The sequence below is a fragment of the Halorubrum sp. Ea8 genome (genome assembly GCF_002252925.1).
Lineage (GTDB): Archaea > Halobacteriota > Halobacteria > Halobacteriales > Haloferacaceae > Halorubrum.
In genome coordinates, this window is the sequence record NZ_NHPF01000021.1 from 1 (window position 1) to 14,180 (window position 14,180).

Sequence of the window (14,180 nt, forward strand, 5' to 3'; positions counted from 1 at the left end):
AGCCGTGAGGCGGGCGCAGGTGACGTAAGCACCGCAGGAACGAGCGAAGCGAGTGACGAGGAGCGCAGCGAACGTGCGCCCGCCTCACGGCTGGGGCTTTGGAGGTTTTCATCGTCAAGCCACGATCAACGATTTATAAGCAGGCGGCTGGGAATCCGAAAGCCGTCACCGCCGAGCCGTCACTCAATTATAAACACCCGACAGCAACACCCTCATCCGATTCATATCGCCGTCACCCAGGCCCGATACTCCTCGTCGAGCCCGTACACCTCGCGGAACGCGCGCTCGACGAACCCCGCCACGCGGTTGGCGTCCGAGCGCGCGGTGACGACCGCGTTCGTCCCCTCGGCTTCCTCCGGGCTGACGAGTTCGTCGATCCGGAACTCGGGGAACTCGCCGAGCAGGTCCTTCAGCCGCTCTAACTCGTCGTCGGTGCAGTCCAAGATCAGCTCCGTGCCGACGAGCTGGATCCACGGCGGCACCTCGCCGCCCTCGGTGACGTCGCTGTCGGGGTCGACGTCGACGGTCATCACGTCGCTCGACCGGGCGCGGTGCGCGGCCGCCGCGTCCGCGATCAGCTTCAGCCGCTCCGTCTCCGTCGCGGCGTCGAATCGTGTCATGTCGTCACGTCGACGCCGGCGGCTATTGAAAGGGCGCGGTTCCCCGGGAGACGCCGTTTAAAAGCGCGCTACCGCTCCGTCTCCGCGAGCACGTCCTCGGCGATCTCCAGGGTGCGCTCGGCCTCGCGCACCCGGTCGTCGACGGCGCCGGTCCGCACCAGCTCCAGCTCGGGGTCGTCCAGCGCGTCGCGAACCTCGGCGGCGCGGCGGAGCCGCTCGTACTCGTCGTCGCGCGCGAGATCGCGGACGGCGCGCAGCGTCGCGACCGTGTCGTCGTCGGCGACGCGCGAGACCAGCGGGATCAGCTCGTCGATCTCGTAGGCGAGCTCGTCGCCGGCGGCGGGCGGCCAGTCGAGCGTCAGGGGCTCGCCGTCGAGCCGCTCGATATAGGTGCGGTGGACCGCGACCGCCGTCCGGAGCGCGCCGGGGTCGTCGACGTAGTGCTCCAGCTTCGAGTTCGAGTAGTCCGCGTACTTCAATAGGGTCGGCAGCGGCTCCTCGCCCGCCTCGTACTCGGCGACGTAGTCGGCCAGGTCCGTCGGCGGCACGTCGACGTCGACGAACGGCGTCGCGTCCGCGCGATCGAGGAACGAGAATGCCTCGCGGGCCGACGCGGACTTATAGAACTCGTCGAACGACTCCCGGACCGCCTCGTTGTACGTCTCCACCGGCTCGCGGAGGCGGTCGACGTCGGCGTCGAGGTCGGCGTCCGCCATCGCCGCGACCTCGCGAAGCTCGTCGAGCCGGGCGGCGAGGCGCTTCTTCGCCTCACGGGCGTCCCTGCGGGCGATCCGATAGTCGTCGAGCGCCTCGTCGCGGTCGGCGAGCAGGTCGACGTACTCCCCGGCGGGTTCGAGCGCCTCGCGGGCCGCCTCGAAGTCGCGCTCCGAGAGCCGCTTCTTGTCGACCGCCTCGTCGGCGGCCGCGAACGCGTCGGCCGCGAGCGCGTCGTCGTCGACGTCGACCGCGTTCGCGAACTCGCCCTCGAACCGGACGTAGGCCTCGAAGTCGCCGCTGCCGACCGCGTCCTCCTCGTACTCGTCGAGCACGCGGTGGGCCCGGCGGTACGTGTCCGCCGCGGCCTCGACGCGCTCCCGGCCGAGGTCGGCGATCCGGCCCTCGATCCCCCGGAGCTCGTCGTAGCGCTCGCGGAGCCTCGCGGCCGCCTCGCCCGCCTCGGCGACCGGGTCGGGCTCCGCGTCGCGTCCCGCCGCGCCGCGGTCCGCCGCGCCGCCGGCCGCGTCGCCCATTCAGTACACCTCGTCCGGGTCGAAGACGCGCTCCCCGACGTGCTCGCCGTCGATCGTCCGGTGGAAACAGGACCGGTGCCCCGTGTGACACGCCCCGACGTTCTGGTCGACGAGGTACAGGAGCGTGTCGGCGTCGCAGTCGACGCGCACCTCGCGGACCTCCTGCGCGTGGCCGGAGGAGCCCCCCTTGTGCCACAGCTCGTCTCGCGACCGGGAGTAGTAGTGCGCCTCGCCCGTCTCGCGGGTGCGGTCGAGCGCTTCCGGCGAGACGTACGCGAGCATCAGCACCTCGCCCGAGTCGGCGTCTTGGGCGATCGCGGGGACGAGCCCGTCCTCGCCGAAGTCGACGTCGATCGGGTCGGCGGCGGCGTCGCTCGCGTCTGGACCCTCGCCCGCTTCCGGCTCCGCGTCGGCGTCGCTCATGTCTCGCCCGTAGCGCGGGGCTCGAATAGTCCTTTTGTCTGTTCTCGCTCGCTCCCGAGAGAGATCGCCCGCCGCTCCGGGGGCGCCGAGCGCCTGCGAGGCGCCGGCCGCTCCGAGGCCGACGACTCTACTCCCGGCGTAGTACGAGCGCGTCGCCGTCGGCGTACGCGTCGGGGCGCCGGTCGACGACCTCGAAGCCGAGCCCGTCGTACAGCGCGAGCGCTCCGTCGTTGTCGGGGTGCGCTTGGAGCGTCACGGGACCGTCGGCCCCTTCGATCGCGGCCGAGAGGAGGCCGCGTGCGCGCCCCTCGCGCCGGTGGTCCCGGTCGACGACGAGTTCGGCGATGTGGACTCCGGGGCGGTTGGGGGCGTCGACCGGAAGCAGGTACCCGACCGGGCGGCCGTCCGCGACGCTCACGAGCGCCGAGCCGACCGCGAGGCCGTACTCCAAGAGGTCCGGGTTCGGCTGCCGGAGGAACGCCTGGAGCTCGCGGATCCGGTCGGCGTCTGGCGGGCGGGCGGCGCGGACGCGCGGGTCCGGGGTATCGGCGTCTTCGTCCGACGGGTCGGAGTCCGGCCCCTCGCCGTCGTTCGACGCCGGGTTCACAGCACCGTCACCCCGAGCCCGACCGCGACCGCCGCCCCGGACAGCGTCGCGAGGAAGTTCACGGTCTGGTTGCCGATCCGGTCGCCCTCGACCAGCGCGCCGAGGAGGCTGTCGACGGTCATGCCCGCGACCCCCGCTAAGACGACGACCCCGCCGCCGCCGACGAGGTCGCCGAGAGGCATTCCGACCGCGGCGAGGCCGCCGACGAGGAGCGCGCCCGCGAGACCGGCGAACTCACCCTGCCAGGTGATCGCGCCGTCGGTGCCGGGGTCGACCCGCTTGAGGGTCGTGACGAGCCGCGGCCCGTCGAACAGCCCGCCGATCTCCGAGGAGAGCGTGTCGGCCATCGCCGTGGCGGTCGCCCCCGCGAAGGCGAGCGCGAACGGGGCCGGAGGGAGCGCGACGTGGGCGGTCGCGGCGTAGCCGACGAGCGCGACGAGCGCGACCGCGGAGTTCGCCAGCACGTTACCCGTGCCGCGGGCCCCCTCGTTCTCCTGGGCGACGCCGCGGGCCGCCTTCTCGTCGAAGCGGTACTTCGAGGCGAGCCCGCCGACGGCGTAGAAGGACATCAGCGTGAGGAACCAGCCGACCCCGCCGAGCACGACGGCGAGCAGGGCGGAGAGCACACCGGTGAGCATCCCGGGGACGGAGGCGGTGCCGAGCGCGAAGGAGATGTAACCGAGCGCGACGGTCACGCCGAGACCGAACGCGACGAGGGGGACGGTGACCGCCGGGTCGAGCGCGAGGAACCCCCAGACCGCGAACGCGACGAGGATCACCGTGATGTGCGCGTCGCGGGCGAACACCAGCGACCGCACGAGCGCGGCGGTCAGCGCGGCGACCGACGCGATGAAGACGAGGTCGGGGAGCGCGGTCGCCAGCGACGCCGCCCCCGCGGGGTCGACGCCCGGAGCGGGGACCGGCCCGTCGATGGAGAACCCGCCGTCGACGCCGAGGGCCGCCGTCTGGAGCCGCACCGCGACCTGTCCGACGAAGGCCGCGAGGGCGCCCACCCCGACGTAGCCGGCGACGAGCGGGAACTCGTCGGTCGTCGACCGGCCGACGAGCTCCCGGCCGAACCGTCCCCCGCCGACGGCGAGCGCCGCCGCGGCGAACGCCTCGTACGGGAGGGGGGCGCGGGGGAGCGAGGCGAACAGCGCGAGGCCGGCGGCGGCGACCGAGAAGGCGACGAGCCCGTAGAGCCGCTCCTCCTCGCGATCGCCCGGCAGCGCGAGCGTCTCGAACCACTCCCCGTCGCGGATTCCGAAGAAGGCGAGGCCGGCGACCGCGAGGAAGGGAACGACCGCGGCGTCGCCGAGCGTCGGCGCGAGGGCCGCGAGCGCGGCTACGGCGGCGAAGGTACTCGCGCGTCGGAGCCTCCGTATCACACCCTCGGCTACCCGGGACGAGCACTTAACGGTCCCGACACCGGTCGACGGCCGCGCCCCCGGTCAGTACCGGTACTCGTTGAACTGGACCGCGTGCCCTTCGATCACGCGTACGGGTCGCTCCGGGTCCTCCTCGTCGTCTCCGGTCGCTCCCTCGTGCGTGTCAACGCCACTCATACGCATGGAGAAGCGACTGATTCGTATAAACGTTACCCACGGAGCGGAAGTACTGACGCGGGGGCGAGACGGGTGCGTTCAGTCGAGGACTCGGTCGATCTCGCCGAGGTCGTCGAGCACGTAGTCGGGGGTGACGTCGGCGGCGGCGATCCGGTCGTCGTCGGTTACGCCGGACCTGACGAGCACGGTCGTCATCCCCGCGCGCTCGCCGAGCGCGATGTCCGTGTTCAGGCGGTCGCCGACGACGAGACACTCCTCGGGCGGGTACGGGAGGCGCTCACGGACCATCTCGATCGCGGGGTCCGACGGCTTGCCGAGGACGACGTCGGGCTCGCGCTCGGCGACGGAGGCGATCGCGTTGATCACCGCGCCGGAGCCGGGCACGTCGCGCTCGGGGGCCGGGATGACCACGTCGGGGTCGGTGCCGATGAAGGGGACGCCGCGCTCCAGCGTCCACAGCGCGGTACAGAGGTCCTCGTAGTCGAACCCGCGGTCGATCGAGGCGACGAGCGCGTCGGCGGCGTCGACGTCGTCCGTCGTCGAGAGCCCCGCGTCCTCGAACTGATCGAACAGCCCGGGGTCGCCGATACACAGCAGTTCGTCGTCGGCGTGGTGCTGCCGCAGGAACCGCGTCGTCACGGTTCCGGCCGTGAACACGCTGTCGACATCGACGTCGTACCCCGCGGCGCCGAGCCGATCGACGTACGCCGTCGGCGTCTTCGTCGGGTTGTTCGAGACGAACAGCGTCTCGATCCCGGCCTCCCGGAGCCGACGGTAGCCGGCCGGGGCGCCCGGGATCGGATCGTTGCCTCGCACGACCGTGCCGTCCACGTCGAGGACGGCGCCGCTGAATGCCATGTCCATCATCGGGGCGCCACGGCCGTAGTGGTTGCGGGGGCGCGGTGGCTGTGGGGGCGCGGTGGCTGTGAGGACGTGGCGGTTCCGTGACCGGTTCCGCGGTCGACCGAGAACGCGCGTCTTCCCAGATGCGATACGGGTTTCAGCTTCCGGATAACGGAAGCGTAAAGCGGCAGGACTCCCAATCGGTGTTTACTGTGACGACGACCCAGGTGACCCTCGTCCAGATCGACAACTACGGCCCGTGGACGACGACACCGGAGCCGCGGCGGGAGATGGACCTCCAGACGCTCCAGTCGCGGTTGTTCGCCGACATCGCCCAGTTCGTCGGCCACCGCGACGCGTACGTCTTCTTCACGCGCTTCGACAACATGATCGCCGTGACGAACGGCGTGGACGACGCGGCCCACGCGGCCCTCCAAGAGTCGATCGGGAACCGGTACCCGGTTAGCATCAGCCTCGGCACCGCGGTCGACGAACGACCGGTCGACGCCTTGGAGGCCGCGAACCAGCAGCTCCAGCACGAAGGGAGCGCCCAAGACAAGGCCCGGACCGAGGTGCTCGCCGGCGAGTACCTCACGGAGACGACGGTATCGGACCTTCAGGTCGCGCATTTCGACGTCGTTAACGCGACCGGGAAGTACACCGATCGACTCAACGAGTTCGACACGTTCATCAACATCGAACGGGCGTACGCGTCTCTCATGCGGTATCTCCGGGAGCAACACGGGGCGCTCTCCTTCTTCGTCGGGGGCGACAACATCATCTCCGTCTGCCCTGATCTCCCCGAGCGCGCGTTCGCCGAAGCGGTCGCGCACGTCAAAGACGACGTGGAAGTGGAGCTGCAGGTCGGCGTCGGTCGGGGCGCCACCGCTCACGAGGCGGGGTTCGCCGCCAAACACGCGCTAGAGGACTGCCGCCACGACGGGACGAGCGTCGAGCTGTTCGGTGCCCCCGCCGCCGGCGACTGAGTCCCGGTCTCGGGCCCCGATGCCCAGACCGACGTCCGTCGCGGGGCCCGGATAGGCATCTGTTTCGGCGCCCGTTATCTACGCTGATAACTCTAGCTCCAGTTTTATATATGACGGCGGGGAAGCCTTCGTCAACATGTCTGATGAGATAGTGTTCGTCTGCACGGCGGACGGCTGCGACGAGGGGCCGTGGGAGGGATCCCACGACGCGATGGCCCACTGCGCCGAACACCCCGACCACGGCTACACCGGGCGACCGCGGAGCGAGGTCGACGCCGACACGGTCATCCCGGCGACGGCGACGCGGAAGCGCGACAACCGGAACCTCCAGCACAAGGGGCACCCGAAGGGCGCGCTCGCGAGGAACGACTGAGCGGGTCGGGGTCCGGCGCACCGCCGACACCGGCGACCGACTCCGATTACCGGGATCGAAACGGTCGGTCGACCGCGGTCGACGACGGCCGCCCGTCGGCTGTCCGCGGCCGCCTTCTCACCGTCACGCCTCGTCGAGGAGTCCGAGGTCCTCGGCGACGAGGTCCGCGAGCCGGTCTTTCAGCGCCGGGTCGACCTCCGCCACCTCGTCGCCGTCGTGTTTCCCGTCGTTGTGTTTGGCGAGCGCGTCCGCCACGTCGGAGAGGGGGACGCTCGTCTCCGTCTCGCACTCGGTGCAGACGATCGGGACGGAGGGTTCGTCGGTGGACATACGTCCGGTAATCACGGGTCGACGATATATGCCTTCGGGAGCGGTCCCGGCCGCTTCGCTCCGGCCTCCGGCCGCGGTCCGAACCGCCAGCGTCACCAGCCCCCGGGCGCTACCGGGTTCCATGCGCGTCCTCGTGACCGGGGCGGCCGGCGGGATCGGCGGCGGCGTCGTCGGAACGCTCGCGGCCGCCGACCACGACGTGATCGGGATCGACCGCGACGCCGACGGGCTGGCCTCCCTCCCCGAAGACGCGGAGACGCACGCCCTCGACCTACGCGACGGCGACGCGGTCGAGGAACTCCTCGCCGGCCGCGAGCTCGACCGGGTCGTCTCCTGCGTCGGCGGGTACGAGATCGCGGCGGTCGAGGACACCACCGTCGACTCGTTCCGCCGGCAGCTCGACACGAACCTGACCGCGGTCCACACCGTCGTCCGGGCCGCGCTCCCGTCGATCCGCGACCGCGACGGTCGGATCGTCGTCGTCGGGTCGATGGTCGGGTCGACGGCCCTGCCGTACCACGGCGCCTACAGCGCCGCGAAGGCCGGCCTCCGCGGGTACGCCGACGCCCTCCGCCGGGAGATCGAGCCCCACGGCGCGACGGTCGCGTTCGTCGAGCCCGGCCCGGTCCCGACCGGGTTCAACGAGCGCGCCGCCGCGGGGCTCGCAGAGCGGAGCGCGGAGGCTGACCCCGAGGGCCCGTACGCCGACGCCTACCGGGCGTTCGAAGGGTACTCGCCCGTCGCGACCGACGTCGAGACCGCCGTCGAGCGCGTCGTCGTCGCGGCCACGACCGACCGACCGCGGACCGTCTACCGGGTGAGCCGCCGCGCGCGCTGGCTCCCGCGGGCGGCCGCGCTGCTCCCCGACCGGCTGTACGACCGCCTGGTCCGCGCCGGGCTCCCCGGCGGCGTCCTCGGACGGCTCATCGACCGGTAGCCGCGACCGCGGCGGCGACGTAGCAGGCGCCCCGCGATCCGGTCAGTCGTCCCGGTCGACGCCGTCGGGTGCCGCGTCGCTCTCGCCGTTCTCTTCCTCGTCGCCGCCCTCGGTGGCGCTCGCCGCGTGGAACTCCTCCGGCGCGGCGTCGATCCGCTCGAACTCGCCGAAGTCGCGCTCGTGGTGACGGATCGTCTGCTCGACTATCCACGCGCTGTAGCGCTCGGAGTACTCCCAGTCGCCGTCGGCGTCGTCGACCTCGAACCGGTCGTCGGTGGCGAGCGCCGAGTAGAGGTGGTAGAAGCCGAGGACGACGTCCCCGAACTCCTTCGCCTCCCCGCCGATCTCGCTCCGCTTCTCGGCCAGTTCGTCGCGGCCCGCGTCCGTGAGCCCGAAGTACTTCCGGTCCGGCTCGTCGGCGCGCTCGACGCGCTCGGCGAGGCCCTCCTCCTCGAACTTGTAGAGGATCGGATAGACGGAGCCGTACGACGGCTCCCAGTGGCCGCCGCTGATCTCGGTTATCTCGCCGAGCAGCTCGTATCCGTACCGGGGCCGCTCGTCGAGCAGCTCCAACACGAGATACGAGATCAGTCCCTTCGGCGGTCCGCTCTTCCGCATCGTCAGTCCCTTTCCGGGAGGCTCGGAAAGCGTTTCGGTCGGGCCGGAATCGGCCGTCGGACCCGGGCCGGCCGTCGAACCGCGAGTGCGCTCACGCCTGCGAGTCGCTCCGGGGCGACTCGTCTGAGTCGACCGAGAGCGTCCGGATGGTCTCGTGAATGCCGAGGACGAGCGCCGGCACGACGATCATGAAGAGGTGCTCTTCGATCGGGATCCCGAACAGGTCGTACCCGGTGCGCATCGTGACCTCGAAGACGCCGACCTCCAGCGTGTACCAGTCCCAGAGGTACGCGATCGGGTACAGGGCGGCGATCGTCCGGGCCGACCGACGGAGCGCGCCGGCGTAGCGGAGCAGGGCGAACGCGGCCCCGCCGAAGACGACCTCGGTGGCGAGGTACGTGTACGGTCCGAACACGGTGATGTCGGGAAGCGGGGTGCCGGACAGCGGCCGGAACCAGACGGCCACGATCAGGAGCGCCAGGAAGACATAGGCGCCGCGGATCAGGAGCATCGTCGCGATCGTCGGGCGGGCCGGTCTGGCCACCACCGCCACCGAGCCGAAGGCGAGCGCCGCGGCCGGCGCCGACGGGGGGAACAGCCCGTCGACCGTGCCCCAGAGGACGCCGATGAGCCCGGTCATCAACAGGGAGAACGCCAGCGTCCGGGCCCGCGGTCGGCCGAGCAGCACCGAGACCGTCCGCTTGTCGATCGACCGGTCGTACGCGTAGTCCTGCTCGTCGTCGATGATCTTCACCCCGGCGAGCGTCACGAGGAAGACGAGCGCGAATCCGAGTATCGTCGCGGTCACCACGGTCGTCTGGACGTAGAACCCACCGAGCAGCGCGAGCGCGATGCCGGTCGGGTACCCCAGCGTGGTGGTGAGCGGATTCGTGTCGAGCTGCGGCGCGTGGAGATACCCGATGAACCAGGTCGGGAGGGTGACGAGCGCGGCGCCCGGCCCGACGAGCGCGCCGAGCGCGAACGTACAGGCGGCGAAGCCGACGCCGGCCGCGAGGAGTGAGAGCCGACAGCCGCGGACGGTCATGGGGTGGTCGTCGTCCTCGCCGCGCCGGTGGAAGTCGACGTAGCCGTCCTTCACGTGCGCCGTGTACACCGCGAAGAAGATCGCGCTCATGTGGACCGCGCCCACCGTGAGGCCGAACTCGCCGGCGACGGCCGCACCGAACCACGAGGCCGCGAGCGGCGGCAACATGAACACCGGATGGACCTGCGAGAGCAACGCCCGCAGGTCCGCCCGTACCCCGCGATCGTGCCGAGCGATGGCCATGCGCCCTCAACGCGCTGATCACGATTAATCTTGTCGGGGGATTCACAGTTACGCTCGAGCGACTCGCTGAGACGGCTTCGACGTGGGAGGGGCGACGACGACTCGCAAACTCCTAAGTCCCGGCGCTCGAACGACGGGTATGGTCGAGGCACCACAGACCGAGGAGGGGTGGTTCGCGCTGCACGACTTCCGGTCCATCGACTGGGACGCGTGGCGCGACGCCCCCGAGCGGGAGCGACGACGGGCGATCGAGGAGGGCGAGGCCTTCCTGAAACACCGGGAGCTGGTCGCCGACGCCGACGAGGGCGACTCCGGCCTGTTCTCCGTGCTCGGGCACAAGGCGGACCTCCTGTTCGTCCACTTCCGACCCTCGCTCGACGACCTCTCGTCGATCGAGCGCCGGTTCGAGGACACCGCGCTCGCCCGGTTTACCGAACGGACCACCTCGTACGTCTCGGTCACCGAGGTCTCCGGCTACGTCTCCGACGCGTACTTCGAGGAGGGGCCGGAGGAGGTCGACGCCGGCCTCCGCGGGTACATCGAGGGGAAGCTGACGCCGGAGATCCCGGACGACGAGTACGTCTGCTTCTACCCGATGAGCAAGCGCCGCGGCGAGGAGTACAACTGGTACGACCTCTCCTTTTCGGACCGCGCCGATCTCATGGCCGGCCACGGCGAGGTCGGCAAGGAGTACGCCGGGAAGATCAAGCAGGTGATCGCCTCCTCGGTCGGCCTCGACGACCACGAGTGGGGCGTCACGCTGTTCGGGGCGGACCCGACTGACATCAAGGACATCGTGTACGAGATGCGCTTCGATCCGGCCTCCTCGCGCTACGGCGAGTTCGGCGACTTCTACATCGGGCGGCGGTTCCCGCCGGGCGACCTCGGCGCGTACCTCGCGGGCGAAACGGTGCCGACCGGCGACGCCGGCGGGGACGGCGAGCGGGGGCACGCCCACGGCGAAGGGGGAAGCGGCGGCGCTCACGGCGAGGGCGACCACCACGGCGACGAGGGCCACGGGGGCCGCGGCGGGGGCCACGACCACGCGAGCGCGGGCGGCGGCTCAGCGCACGGGGACCACCCGCACGGCGATGAGGAGGCGAGCGGTGAGGGCGACCATCCGCACGGCGAGGAGGGGGCGAGCGGCGAGGGCGACGAGGTCTCCGACGAGGAGATCCGCGGCGAGCTCGCCGACCTCGACATCTACGCCGGGAAGCCGCACGGCGAGGACGTGTACGCCACCGTGCTGTACAGCGAGGCCGACGTCGAGGCGCTGTTCGACGAGGTCGAGGGGCTCCGCGGCAACTTCGACCACTACGGCACGCACGTGAAGACGGCGGTGTACGAGGGCCGACACACCGACCGGTCCGCGGTCGTCTCCATCTGGGACACGGCCTCCGCCGCCGAGACCGCGGCCGGGTTCCTCTCGGAGCTGCCGGACGTCGTCGCCCGGGCCGGCGAGGAGTCCGGATTCGGGACGATGGGGATGTTCTACACGGTCAAGCCCGACTACCGCGAGGAGTTCGGCGACACGTTCGACGAGGTCGGCGACATCCTCGCGGAGATGGACGGCCACGTCGAGACCGACCTCATGACCAACGTCGAGGACGAGAACGACATGTTCATCGCCAGCCAGTGGGAGGCGAAGGAGGACGCGATGACGTTCTTCGGCTCCGACGAGTTCCGCGAGACGGTCCAGTGGGGCCGCGAGGTGCTGGCCGACCGGCCGCGGCACGTCTTCTTGGCGTAAGCGAGGCGGTGCGCGGATCGCGATTTATAATTGATCGCCCAAGTGGTGGCCGGTTATAATTCGTTGCTGTCGGTCGGTTAATTTCTATTTGATTACTTATAAATGACTCCTGAAGACGGAACGATTACCTCCGAAGTCCCCGTCGTTTATTTATAAGTCGTTGCTGACGGATCGACGGTCACCACCTCCAAAGCCCCAGCCGGGAGGCGGTACGTGTCCGACTACGTTGCGGTCACCACCTCCAAAGCCCCAGCCGGGAGGCGGTACGTGTCCGACTACGTTGCGGTCACCACCTCCGAAGCCCCAGCCGGGAGGCGGGCGCACGCTCGCTGCGCGCTTCAGTCGCTCGTTGCACTCGCTCCTTGCAGTGCTTGCGTCGCCTGCGCCCGCCTCCCGGCTGCCCCTTTGAGTCCCACCCGCACGGCACCGCAACCGCGCCTCACACCTCCCCAGCCTCGTCAGTCGTCCTCCGCTTCGCTCCGGACGACTGACTCCCTCGCGGGCTCCTCGCGGTCGCCGATGGCGACCGCTCGGAGGCACGCCGCCGCATCGGTTCAGTGGCTTATAAAATGTACCGTCGCTGCACTCACGGTGTCGATCGATGTGGTGCCGGAGTCGACCGCCTGTTTTTAACTACCGGCTCGGCGAACGAGGGCGTATGTTCGACACGATCGTGGTCGCGACCGACGGCTCCGACAGCGTGCGTCGGGCCGTCGACGTCGCCGTCGACGTCGCCGCCCGCTTCGACGCCGAAGTCCACGCCGTCTACGTCGTCGACAGCGGCGAGGTCGAGTCCACGCCCGACGAGGTCCGCGACGACCTCCGCGACGCGCTCGACGACCACGGCGAGTCGGCGCTCGAACAGGTCACCGCCGCCGCGGCGGAGCGCGACCCCGAACTGGACGTGACGGTCGAGGTGCGCGAGGGGCGGCCGGCCGCGGAGATATCGGGATACGCGCGCGACGTCGACGCCGACGTCGTCGCGATGGGCACCCGCGGCCGCCACGGGGAGAACCGGTTCCTGATCGGCTCCGTCGCGGAGCGCGTCGTGCGGACCTGTCCGATCCCCGTGCTCACCGTCCGCCAGCTCACCGACGAGGACCCGCGCCGGACGACGGTCTGAGGGCCGATCGCGGCGGGGCGGCGAGGCGGTGAGGCGACGAGGTGGCGCGGTCGAGACGGCGGGACGCGGTCGAGACGGCGGGGCGCGGTCACCCCGAGAACGGCGGAGTTTTCCCGCTCCCGCCCGGCTCGACGGTATGGACGACGAGCTCATCGACGAGGCGGGGATACCCCGCTCGCGGTACACGCGGCTGCCCGGCAAGGGCTTCTTCTACCCGGACTCGCTGGACGAGGAGCGCTCCGAGCGCCGAGCGAAGGAGGCGATCGAGGGGAGCGAGGCGGTCGTGATCGCCGACGGCGACGCCGACGGGCTCGCCTGCGCGGCGATGGTCCGCGAGGCGTACGACGCCGCGCTCGACGTCGCCGACTTCGAGGCGGCCATCGCGGCTCGGCTCGCGGAGGGCGACGACGACGAGGACGAGGAAGCGACGGACCACGACGAGGACGAGGAAGCGGCGGACCGCGGCGATGACGACGCGCTCGCGGGGGATACGCACGAGGAGGACGAGAGCGACGACCCCACCGACGACGCTCACACGCGGTCGCCGGTCGGGCTGGTCGCGGCGGGACCGTACTCGCTCGACACCTCGCTCGAACGCGTGCTCGCGTACGCCGACGACGACGTCGACCTGTTCGTCTGTGACCTCTGTCCCGACGACTACGAGTGGATCGCGGAGCCGCTGGAGGCGCTCGCGGAGGAGGCCGCCTCGGTCCGGTGGTTCGACCACCACCAGTGGGACGAGGAGACGGCCGCGGCGGTCCGGGACCTCGGCGTCGACCTCGTGATCGGCGAGTCCGACGAGGAGTGCACCGCCGACGTGGCGCTGCGCTCGCTCGACCACGCGTTCGGCGACCGGTGGGCCGAGCTGGCGACGGTGACGCGCGACCACGACCTCTGGATCAAGGAGGACCCGCGCTCGGACGACCTCGCCGACTACTCCTACTGGGCCGGCAGCGAGGAGTACGCCACGGTCGTGGGCGCGTACGGCGCCGACCTCCCCGAGACCGTCGAGGCGTTCGTCGCCGACCGCCGGGTCGAGAAGGAGGCCCGGATCGACGCCGCCGTCGACCGCGCGGTCACCCACGAGGTCGGCGAGTGGACCGTCGCGGTGACGTACGGCCGCTGCTCGCAGAACGAGGTCGCGGAGGCGCTCCGCGAGGCGGGCGCGGACGCCGCGGTGATCGTCAAGCCCGCCGGCTCGGCGTCGATCCGCGGCTCCGACGGGTTCCGACACGCTCACGAGGTCGCCGGGCGGGTGAACGGCGGCGGCCACCCGCAGGCCGCCGGCTGCAAGCCGGACATCTACGACGACATGCTCGATTACGCCCAGCACTGGACGACCGAGGGGCAGGCCTGCAAGCGAGTGATCCTCGCCGCGTTCGAGGCGGTCGCCGAGGAAGTCGCGGCGGCGGAGACGGGCGAGGAGAACGGGGAGTAGGGCGTCGGAGAACCGCCCACTTTCATGTC

General features: G+C 70.9%; 15 protein-coding genes. 6 read left to right on the top strand and 9 right to left on the bottom strand.

Features of this window, described 5'->3' with window-relative positions:
• Positions 1-221: 221 nt before the first annotated feature.
• From DJ74_RS00975 to DJ74_RS01000, 6 genes are all read right to left on the bottom strand, one after another.
• Entirely contained in the window at positions 222-620 is a 399-nt protein-coding gene (locus DJ74_RS00975) for a hypothetical protein (RefSeq protein WP_094523960.1), read from the bottom strand.
• 68 nt (positions 621-688) lie between these two features.
• Positions 689-1,870 (bottom strand): hypothetical protein, encoded by a 1,182-nt coding sequence (locus DJ74_RS00980; RefSeq protein WP_094526019.1) that lies wholly within the window; start codon positions 1,868-1,870, stop codon positions 689-691.
• Positions 1,871-2,293: a phosphoribosyl-AMP cyclohydrolase gene (gene hisI, locus DJ74_RS00985; protein WP_249269100.1), complete on the bottom strand. Its 423-nt coding sequence runs from the start codon at positions 2,291-2,293 to the stop codon at positions 1,871-1,873.
• Positions 2,294-2,420: 127 nt separating this feature from the next.
• On the bottom strand, positions 2,421-2,900 hold the full coding sequence (locus tag DJ74_RS00990) for an N-acetyltransferase (RefSeq protein WP_094526020.1): 480 nt from the start codon (positions 2,898-2,900) through the stop codon (positions 2,421-2,423).
• Positions 2,897-4,288: a DUF92 domain-containing protein gene (locus tag DJ74_RS00995; RefSeq protein WP_094526021.1), complete on the bottom strand. Its 1,392-nt coding sequence runs from the start codon at positions 4,286-4,288 to the stop codon at positions 2,897-2,899. Before DJ74_RS00995 ends, DJ74_RS00990 begins: the two co-directional genes overlap by 4 nt.
• Positions 4,289-4,543: 255 nt before the next feature.
• Positions 4,544-5,323 (bottom strand): HAD-IIA family hydrolase, encoded by a 780-nt coding sequence (locus DJ74_RS01000; RefSeq protein ID WP_094526022.1) that lies wholly within the window; start codon positions 5,321-5,323, stop codon positions 4,544-4,546.
• Positions 5,324-5,520: 197 nt separating this feature from the next.
• Between DJ74_RS01000 and DJ74_RS01005 the strand changes: the two genes are divergently transcribed.
• Positions 5,521-6,294, top strand: coding sequence for a GTP cyclohydrolase III (locus DJ74_RS01005; RefSeq protein WP_094526023.1), 774 nt, complete (start codon positions 5,521-5,523; stop codon positions 6,292-6,294).
• 136 nt (positions 6,295-6,430) lie between these two features.
• Positions 6,431-6,667, top strand: a complete 237-nt coding sequence (locus DJ74_RS01010; RefSeq protein WP_094526024.1) for a hypothetical protein — start codon at positions 6,431-6,433, stop codon at positions 6,665-6,667.
• Positions 6,668-6,790: 123 nt separating this feature from the next.
• Here DJ74_RS01010 and DJ74_RS01015 read toward each other — a convergent pair whose 3' ends face one another.
• On the bottom strand, positions 6,791-6,997 hold the full coding sequence (locus tag DJ74_RS01015) for a hypothetical protein (protein ID WP_094526025.1): 207 nt from the start codon (positions 6,995-6,997) through the stop codon (positions 6,791-6,793).
• A gap of 121 nt (positions 6,998-7,118) precedes the next feature.
• Here DJ74_RS01015 and DJ74_RS01020 point away from each other — a divergent pair, with 121 nt between their 5' ends.
• The gene (locus DJ74_RS01020) at positions 7,119-7,934 is read left to right on the top strand and encodes an SDR family oxidoreductase (protein ID WP_170938270.1); all 816 of its coding nucleotides are present in this window, start codon (positions 7,119-7,121) and stop codon (positions 7,932-7,934) included.
• A gap of 42 nt (positions 7,935-7,976) precedes the next feature.
• Here DJ74_RS01020 and DJ74_RS01025 read toward each other — a convergent pair whose 3' ends face one another.
• On the bottom strand, positions 7,977-8,552 hold the full coding sequence (locus DJ74_RS01025; protein ID WP_094526026.1) for a PadR family transcriptional regulator: 576 nt from the start codon (positions 8,550-8,552) through the stop codon (positions 7,977-7,979).
• Between the two features lie 91 nt (positions 8,553-8,643).
• A complete protein-coding gene (locus tag DJ74_RS01030; protein WP_094526027.1) occupies positions 8,644-9,840 on the bottom strand; it encodes a UbiA family prenyltransferase in 1,197 nt (398 codons plus the stop codon).
• 139 nt (positions 9,841-9,979) lie between these two features.
• Between DJ74_RS01030 and DJ74_RS01035 the strand changes: the two genes are divergently transcribed.
• From DJ74_RS01035 to DJ74_RS01045, 3 genes are all read left to right on the top strand, one after another.
• Positions 9,980-11,590 (top strand): heme-binding protein, encoded by a 1,611-nt coding sequence (locus DJ74_RS01035; protein WP_094526028.1) that lies wholly within the window; start codon positions 9,980-9,982, stop codon positions 11,588-11,590.
• 658 nt (positions 11,591-12,248) lie between these two features.
• On the top strand, positions 12,249-12,713 hold the full coding sequence (locus DJ74_RS01040; protein WP_094524237.1) for a universal stress protein: 465 nt from the start codon (positions 12,249-12,251) through the stop codon (positions 12,711-12,713).
• Positions 12,714-12,849: 136 nt separating this feature from the next.
• Positions 12,850-14,151, top strand: a complete 1,302-nt coding sequence (locus tag DJ74_RS01045; RefSeq protein WP_094526029.1) for a DHH family phosphoesterase — start codon at positions 12,850-12,852, stop codon at positions 14,149-14,151.
• Positions 14,152-14,180: the final 29 nt, after the last annotated feature.

What these genes read in the sequence shown, in the direction of transcription:
- DJ74_RS00975 (WP_094523960.1), bottom strand. Translation starts at nt 620, where the DNA reads ATGACACGATTCGACGCCGCGACGGAGACGGAGCGGCTGAAGCTGATC.
- DJ74_RS00980 (WP_094526019.1), bottom strand. Translation starts at nt 1,870, where the DNA reads ATGGGCGACGCGGCCGGCGGCGCGGCGGACCGCGGCGCGGCGGGACGC.
- hisI (WP_249269100.1), bottom strand. Translation starts at nt 2,293, where the DNA reads ATGAGCGACGCCGACGCGGAGCCGGAAGCGGGCGAGGGTCCAGACGCG.
- DJ74_RS01000 (WP_094526022.1), bottom strand. Translation starts at nt 5,323, where the DNA reads ATGGCATTCAGCGGCGCCGTCCTCGACGTGGACGGCACGGTCGTGCGA.
- DJ74_RS01010 (WP_094526024.1), top strand. Translation starts at nt 6,431, where the DNA reads ATGTCTGATGAGATAGTGTTCGTCTGCACGGCGGACGGCTGCGACGAG.
- DJ74_RS01015 (WP_094526025.1), bottom strand. Translation starts at nt 6,997, where the DNA reads ATGTCCACCGACGAACCCTCCGTCCCGATCGTCTGCACCGAGTGCGAG.
- DJ74_RS01020 (WP_170938270.1), top strand. Translation starts at nt 7,119, where the DNA reads ATGCGCGTCCTCGTGACCGGGGCGGCCGGCGGGATCGGCGGCGGCGTC.
- DJ74_RS01025 (WP_094526026.1), bottom strand. Translation starts at nt 8,552, where the DNA reads ATGCGGAAGAGCGGACCGCCGAAGGGACTGATCTCGTATCTCGTGTTG.
- DJ74_RS01030 (WP_094526027.1), bottom strand. Translation starts at nt 9,840, where the DNA reads ATGGCCATCGCTCGGCACGATCGCGGGGTACGGGCGGACCTGCGGGCG.
- DJ74_RS01035 (WP_094526028.1), top strand. Translation starts at nt 9,980, where the DNA reads ATGGTCGAGGCACCACAGACCGAGGAGGGGTGGTTCGCGCTGCACGAC.
- DJ74_RS01040 (WP_094524237.1), top strand. Translation starts at nt 12,249, where the DNA reads ATGTTCGACACGATCGTGGTCGCGACCGACGGCTCCGACAGCGTGCGT.
- DJ74_RS01045 (WP_094526029.1), top strand. Translation starts at nt 12,850, where the DNA reads ATGGACGACGAGCTCATCGACGAGGCGGGGATACCCCGCTCGCGGTAC.